Source organism: Nocardia sp. NPDC004168, from assembly GCF_040610355.1.
GTDB classification, from domain to species: domain Bacteria; phylum Actinomycetota; class Actinomycetes; order Mycobacteriales; family Mycobacteriaceae; genus Nocardia; species Nocardia sichangensis.
In genome coordinates, this window is the sequence record NZ_JBEXME010000067.1 from 1 (window position 1) to 6,941 (window position 6,941).

The following is a 6,941-nucleotide window of genomic DNA, read 5'->3' on the forward strand; positions in this document are numbered from 1 at the left end:
CTCGGCCACCGACTCGAACGCATCCTCACCACCATCGCCACCAACCCCCACACCCCCATCGGCGACATCGACATCCTCGACCGAACCGAACGGGAGCGGATGGCGGCCGCGGCGGAGTCGGCGAGCGTCGAACCGCCCACGGCTACCGCGGGCACGGCGCTGACCCAGGCGCTGGCGGCGGCGGTCGAGGACGACCCGGAGGGGCCCGCCGTAGTCGCCGGTGAGAACGCGCTGTCGTACCAAGATCTCGACGCCCGCTCTTCGCGTTTGGCGCGGGTGCTCATCGCGCGGGGCTGCGGTCCCGGCGCGGGTGTCGGAATGCGCTTGGATCGCGGCATGGAAGCGGTCATCGCGACCTGGGCCGTCCTCAAAACAGGCGCCGCCGTCGTCCCCGTCGACACCCTCGACACCGCACTGCCCGACGACCTCCAAACCAAAGTCGGCCTCACCCTCGGTGATCCACCCACCGGCACCCTCGACTGGCTCGCCCTCGACGACCCCGCCGTCATCGCCGAGATCGCCGCCGAATCACCCCGCCCGGTCACCTACGCACACCGCACCCGGGCGCTGCGCGGCACCGACCCGGCGTTCGTCGGCGCGCAAGTGCTCAGCTACGACGACTTGGCCACGGCGGCCGGACGGCTGCGCGCCCGCACCGAGCTGACCTTCGAATCGCGCACCTTCCAGCACGGCAGCCCGCAGTCGCCCGCCGCGCTGATCGAGGTGGTGGCCGCGGGATCGGTGGGCGCGTCGGTGGTGCTGGTCGGCGCGGACGGCGCGCTGACGGAGTCGCTGGCCGACGAGTGGGTAACCCATCTGGTGACCGATCGGACCGGGCTGGACGCCCTCGACCCGACGGCCCTGGAGGATTTGCACGCTGTGGTGCTGGACAATGGTGTCGGCGCCGTACCGGCGGGCCCGTGGGCCGATGTGGCCGCTATCGTCGAGTTCACCGAGCTGCTCGGTAGCGAGTGAATTGATTCGCGGCCGGACACGAGCCGCCAGTTGTGTGACCATGGACACAGCTGGTTGGTTTGGAGTATCAGGGTGTCCGCTGGAAATGTGTCATGGACGTGTTCTTACAGGCAGGATGTGCAGAGTTTTCATGTTTCGCTTGTCGGGGAATAGTCTGCCGGCTCAGGGATGGGGGACCAGGGACGAAGCGGGGCTCGCGTGACGCGGCCCGCGCGGGTGCGGCCCACACGTACCCGGCGACCTAGAGTCACTACCCTTCCGCAACTGATGGCAACCGCCGTCGAGGCGAATCCGACCGGTACCGCGGTCGTGTTCGCCGACGCGGTCAGCTCACGCGGACAACTCACCTACGCGGAACTCGACGCCGAATCCACGCGTTTGGCGCGTTTGTTGATCGATCGTGGGGTGGGTCCGGAGGATCTGGTCGCGGTCGGTGTTCCGCGTTCGGTGGAGTCGGTGGTCGCGGTGTGGGCGGTGGCCAAGACCGGTGCGGGGTTCGTGCCGGTGGATCCGAATTATCCGGCCGACCGGGTCGAGCACATGGTGAAGGACTCCGGCGCCGTGCTCGGACTCACCGTCGCGCGTGTGGTGGAGGACCTGCCCAACGAAATCGAATGGCTGGTGATCGATTCCGACACCTGTGCCAGGCAGCTGGAGGACTACCCGACCGAACCGGTCACCTATGCGGATCGGCTGCGCCAATTGCGCGCCGAACATCCTGCCTACGTCATCTACACCTCGGGATCGACCGGCATGCCGAAGGGTGTGGTCGTCACGCAGGCGGGGTTGGCGAGTTTCTGTGCCGAGCAGCGTGATCGGTATCGGGTGACGAGTGCGTCGCGGACGTTGCATTTCGCGTCGCCGTCGTTCGACGCGTCGGTGCTGGAGTTGCTGCTCGCGCTGGGTGGCGCGGCCACCATGGTCGTGGTCGCGCCGACGGTGTACGGCGGTGACGAGCTGGCCGCGCTCCTGCGCAGGGAGGCCGTCACGCACGCGTTCATCACCCCGGCCGCGCTGGCGTCGGTGGATCCGGCGGGGCTGGACGAGTTGCGTGTGGTGGTGGCCGGTGGCGAGGCGTGCCCGCCGGAGCTGGTGCGGCGCTGGGTGCGCCCGCTCGCCGACGGTGATCGCGAGTTCTACAACGGGTACGGCCCGACCGAGACCACGATCATGACGAACATCAGCGCGCCGCTGGTGCCGGGGCAGCCGGTCACGATCGGCGCGCCGATCCAGGCGACCACCGAGTACGTGCTGGACGATCGACTGGTGCCGGTCCCGATCGGCGTGGTCGGCGAGTTGTACATCGGCGGGCCCCAGTTGGCGCGGGGCTACCAGCTGCGCCCCGGCCTCACCGCTGTGCGTTTCGTCCCGAACCCCTTCGACCCGAACCACTCTCGTCTCTATCGCACCGGTGATCTGGTGCGTTGGACGCCGAGTGGTGAGTTGGAGTACCTGGGTCGCAACGACTTCCAGGTGAAGATTCGCGGTTTCCGTATCGAGCTCGGTGAGATCGATGCGGTGCTGGCGGCGCACGAGACGGTGGATTTCGCGGTCACCGTCGGGCACCAATTGGACAGCGGCGCGACGATTCTCGCCTCCTACGTGCATGCGGCGAGCGGACACTCGATCGACATCGACGAGCTGACCGCGCACGCCGAGCGCAGCCTGCCGGTGCACATGGTGCCGACCTCCCTCACCGTGCTGAACGAGATCCCGCTGACCCCGGTGGGCAAGCTGGATCGTCGGGCCCTGCCCGCTCCGCAGCTGCAGACCAAGGAATTCCGCGCTCCGTCGGGTGCGCTCGAGCAGTTGGTGGCGGGTGTGTTCGCCGACCTGCTCAGCGCCGGCGACGAGATCGGCGCGGACGACGATTTCTTCGAGCTGGGCGGCAACTCGCTCATCGCGACGCAGGTAGCGGCCCGGCTCGGGGCGTCGATCGGCGCGCGGGTGCCCGCGCGGACGGTGTTCGAAGCGCCGACGGTCGCGCTGCTGGCCGCCCGGCTCGCCGAATTCGACACCGGCGCGCAGCGTCCGGCACTGGTGGCGGTGGAGCGTCCGGAGCGGGTGCCGTTGTCGTTGGCGCAGCGGCGGATGTGGTTTTTGAATCAGTTCGATACCGGGTCCGCGGCGAACAATATTCCGTTCGCGGTGCGGTTGTCGGGTGTGTTGGATGTGGCGGCGTTGCAGGCGGCGGTCGCGGATGTGGTCGGGCGTCATGAGACGTTGCGGACGGTGTATCCGGCGGTGGACGGTACCGGGTATCAGGTGGTGCTGCCCGCCGCGGAGGCGACGCCGGACCTGACGCCGCACGACCTGCCCGCCGGGGAACTCCCGGACTGGCTGCGTGCGTTCGCCGCCACCGGTTTCGATGTCGCGGCCGAGGTGCCGTTGCGGCTTTCGCTCGCGCGGACCGGTCCCGACGACTACGTCCTCGCCGTCGTCGTGCACCACATCGCGGCCGATGGCACCTCGATAGCGCCGCTGGTGCGCGACTTGATGACCGCCTATGTCGCGCGCAGCGCGGGCACCGCACCCGGCTGGGAACCGCTGCCGGTGCAGTACGCGGACTACACGCTGTGGCAGCGCGCCGTGCTGGGCGAGGAGAACGACCCCCGTTCCGTGGCCGCGACGCAGATCGCCTTCTGGCGCGATGCTCTCGCGGACATTCCGGACCGGATCGATCTCCCCACGGATCGGCCGCGTCCCGCCGCGGCATCCGGAAGCGGAGGGGTCTTCACCTTCACCGTCGACGCACCCACCCGGGCCCGGCTCGACGAACTCGCGCACGCGAATGGCGCCTCGTTGTTCATGGTTGTGCACACCGCTTTCGCGGCGTTGCTCGCCCGACTGTCCGGCTCCGCCGACATCACCATCGGCACGCCGGTCGCGGGCCGCGGCGAGGCCGAACTCGACGATCTGGTCGGCATGTTCGTCAACACGCTGGTGTTGCGGACCGCGGTGGATCCGGCGGCCTCGTTCGCCGAACTGCTGGCGGTGACCAAGGAACGTGACCTCGCCGCCTTCTCGCATGCCGAGTTGCCGTTCGAGCGGCTGGTCGAGGTGCTGGACCCGGTCCGCTCGCAGGCGCATCATCCGCTGTTCCAGGTGGCGCTGTTCTTCCAGAACATGGACCGAGCGGAGCTCGAGTTGCCCGGCCTGTCGGTCGGCGCGGTCGAACTCGACGGCGCGGTAGCCAAATTCGATCTGCAGCTGACGGTGACGCCGCAGGAAGGTCCGGACGCGGGCCTGGCCGCCATGTTCACCTATGCCACCGACCTTTTCGATGAGGGTTCGGTCGCCGAATTCGCGGCGCGCCTGAACCGGTTGCTGCGCGCGGTCGCGGCCGACCCCGATCGCGCACTGGGCGGCATAGACCTGCTCAGCGTGGTCGAGCGCGATCGAATCCTGCACGAGTGGAACGACACCCGTTACCCCGTCCGCTCCGCATTGCTGCTCGACGGATATCGACGTGCCGTCGAAGCGAATCCGGAACGGATCGCCGTTGCTTACGAGGGTGCCGAGCTGACTTATCGTGAGTTCGATGCGCGGGTGAATCGGCTGGCGCGTTTGTTGATTTCGCAGGGTGTGGGTGCGGAGTCGTTGGTGGGGTTGGCGGTTCGGCGGTCGTTGGATCTTGTGGTGGGGATGTATGCGGTGGTGGCGTCGGGTGGGGCGTATGTGCCGTTGGATCCGGATCATCCGGCCGAACGCATCGCGCACATCCTCGACACCGCTCGCCCCCTCTGTGTCGTGACGACCAGTGCCGACGCGGCGGCCCTGCACGAGGAGGTCCGGGCGCTCGCCGTCGACACCCTGGATCTCGACAGCTTCGACGACAGCCCGGTTCGCCCGGAGGAACTACTGCGTCCGGTGTTGCCGGAGCACCCGGCGTACGTGATCTTCACGTCGGGATCGACCGGCAGGCCCAAGGGCGTCGCGGTGTCCCATGCGGCGATCGACAACCAGATCGCGTGGATGCTGGCGGAATACCCGCTGGGCGCCGACGACGTGTACCTGCAGAAGACGGCGACGACCTTCGACGTCTCGCTGTGGGGCTACTTCATGCCGTTGCGTGCGGGAGCGAAGCTCGTCGTCGCCACGCCGGACGGGCACCGCGACCCCGCCTACGTCGCGGAAACCATTGCCGGGCAGCGCGTGACGGTAACCGACTTCGTGCCGTCCATGCTGACCGTCTTCGCCGCGCACACCACGCCCGGCAGCTGCCCGACGCTGAAACACGTCTTCGTGATCGGCGAGGCGCTGCCCCCGGAGACCGTGGGAGCCATGCACGCGGTGTCCGACGCCGCTGTGCACAACTTGTACGGCCCGACCGAGGCGGCGGTCTCGGTGACCTACTGGCCCGCGTCGGCGGACGAGCGCAGCGTGCCGATCGGTCTGCCGCAGTGGAACACGCAGGTGTACGTCCTGGACTCGTGGTTGCGGCCGGTGCCGGTGGGTGTGCCCGGTGAGTTGTACTTGGCCGGTGATCAGCTGGCCCGCGGTTATGTGCGGCGTCCCGATCTCACCGCGGACCGGTTCGTGGCCAACCCGTTCGGCAACGGCGAGCGGATGTACCGCACCGGTGACCTCGTCGTATGGCGCAAGGACGCCGACGACGCGGTCCTCGACTATCTCGGCCGGACCGATTTCCAGGTGAAGTTCCGTGGTCAGCGGATCGAGCTGGGCGAGATCGAGACGGCGCTGCTGGCGCAGCCTTCGGTGAGCCAGGCGGTGGCGCTCGTGTCGCCTTCATCGCTGGGCGACCAACTCGTGGCCTACGTCGTCCCCGCTCCGGGAGACCGGATCGACACGCAGGCACTGCGCTCCGCGATCGGTGAGACGTTGCCCGCCTACATGGTTCCGGGCGCCATCGTGGCGCTGGATGCGTTCCCGCTGAACTCCAGCGGCAAGCTGGATCGTAAGGCGCTACCGGAGCCCACCTTCGAGACCAAGCACTTCCGTGCGCCCTCGAGCGCGATCGAGGAGATCGTGGCGGGTGTGTTCGGCGAGGTGCTCGGTGTGACCCGGGTCGGCGCGGATGACGACTTCTTCGCGCTCGGCGGCAATTCGCTGGTCGCCACCCAAGTCGTGGCGCGTCTCGGCGCGGCGGTCGGTGGCCGCGTGCCGGTGCGGACGCTGTTCGAGACTCCGACGGTGGCGGGGTTGGCGGCGGCGCTGGAGTCGCACACGCACGGTGAGCGCGTTGAGTTGGGCAGTATCGCCCGGCCGGAGCGGTTGCCGTTGTCGTTGGCGCAGCGGCGGATGTGGTTCCTCAACCGCTTCGATCAGTCCGATGAGGCCGCGGAGCAGATCGGTTCGGCGGCCTACAACCTGCCGTTCGCGTTGCGGTTGACCGGTGCGTTGGATGTCGCCGCGCTGGGTGCGGCGCTACAGGATGTGGTCGTGCGCCACGAGGTGCTGCGCACGGTGTATCCGGAGACGGTCGACGGTCCGGTGCAGGTGGTGCTGCCCGCCGGACAGGTCGCCTTGGATCTCACTCCGCGGGTGCTGGCCGAGTCGGACGTGGCGAGCGCCGTGTACGCCTTGGCGGCGACTCCGTTCGACGTGACGGCCGAGGTGCCGTTGCGTGCCGTCCTCATCCAGGTCGACGGAGCGCCCGAGACGTATGTGTTGGCGGTGGTGGTGCATCACATCGCGGCGGATGCGTCGTCGATGGGTCCGTTGGTGCGGGATGTGATGGTGGCGTATGCGGCGCGTACTTCGGGTGAGGTTCCGGGGTGGTCGTCGTTGCGGGTGCAGTATGCGGATTACGCGTTGTGGCAGCGGGAGGTGCTGGGCGACGAGAACGATCCGGCATCGATCGCGGCCCAGCAGATCGCGTTCTGGCGTGGCGAGCTGGCCGGGTTGCCTGATTTGCTGGAGTTGCCGACGGATCGTCCGCGGCCTGCGGTGGCGTCGCTGGCGGGTGCGCGAGTGGATATCGAGATCGATGCGGCGACGCATGC

The 6,941-nt window shown here is 68.5% G+C and carries 2 protein-coding genes; both read left to right on the forward strand.

The window, feature by feature from the left end:
- Positions 1 to 975 (forward strand): AMP-binding protein (locus ABZW96_RS36955; RefSeq protein WP_355081466.1); only part of this gene is annotated, 975 nt, incomplete at its 5' end.
- Between the two features lie 267 nt (positions 976 to 1,242).
- Positions 1,243 to 6,941 (forward strand): amino acid adenylation domain-containing protein (locus ABZW96_RS36960; RefSeq protein ID WP_355081468.1); only part of this gene is annotated, 5,699 nt, incomplete at its 3' end.